A 331-nucleotide genomic window follows, 5' to 3' on the forward strand; every position below is an offset into this window, starting at 1 on the left:
GCCCATGAGGAAGGTTTTCATATCGCCGCCGCCCCACATAAGCGCCGCCCCAGCCATACCCTGGGCAAAGAGCCCCGAAAAGGGGCCGGCAGCCTTGGCAAGAGGATACCACCGGAGAAAGGCCCCCGGCTCAAAAGTAGCGTAATCGGTAAAGTCATAAAAAAAGCCCAAAGAAACCCCGGCAGCCAGGGCAGGCGAAAAGCGGTATTCCCCCGCCAAACCGGGACCAAAGGCTATGCCCTCCACGGAGTACCAGGGGGCCTCAAGCCCCAGTGAAAGGCTTAAAGGGGAGCGGTCCCCGGAAGGTTCCTGGGAAAAGGCTGGGAAGGAA

The 331-nt window shown here is 60.1% G+C and carries 1 protein-coding gene; it reads right to left on the minus strand.

Translation table 11 applies throughout. From position 1 onward, the window contains the following. Positions 1-331: hypothetical protein (locus TPRIMZ1_RS19385; RefSeq protein WP_010262941.1), on the minus strand; the 331-nt coding region annotated here is incomplete at both ends.

Source organism: Treponema primitia ZAS-1, from assembly GCF_000297095.1.
GTDB lineage: Bacteria > Spirochaetota > Spirochaetia > Treponematales > Breznakiellaceae > Termitinema > Termitinema primitia_A.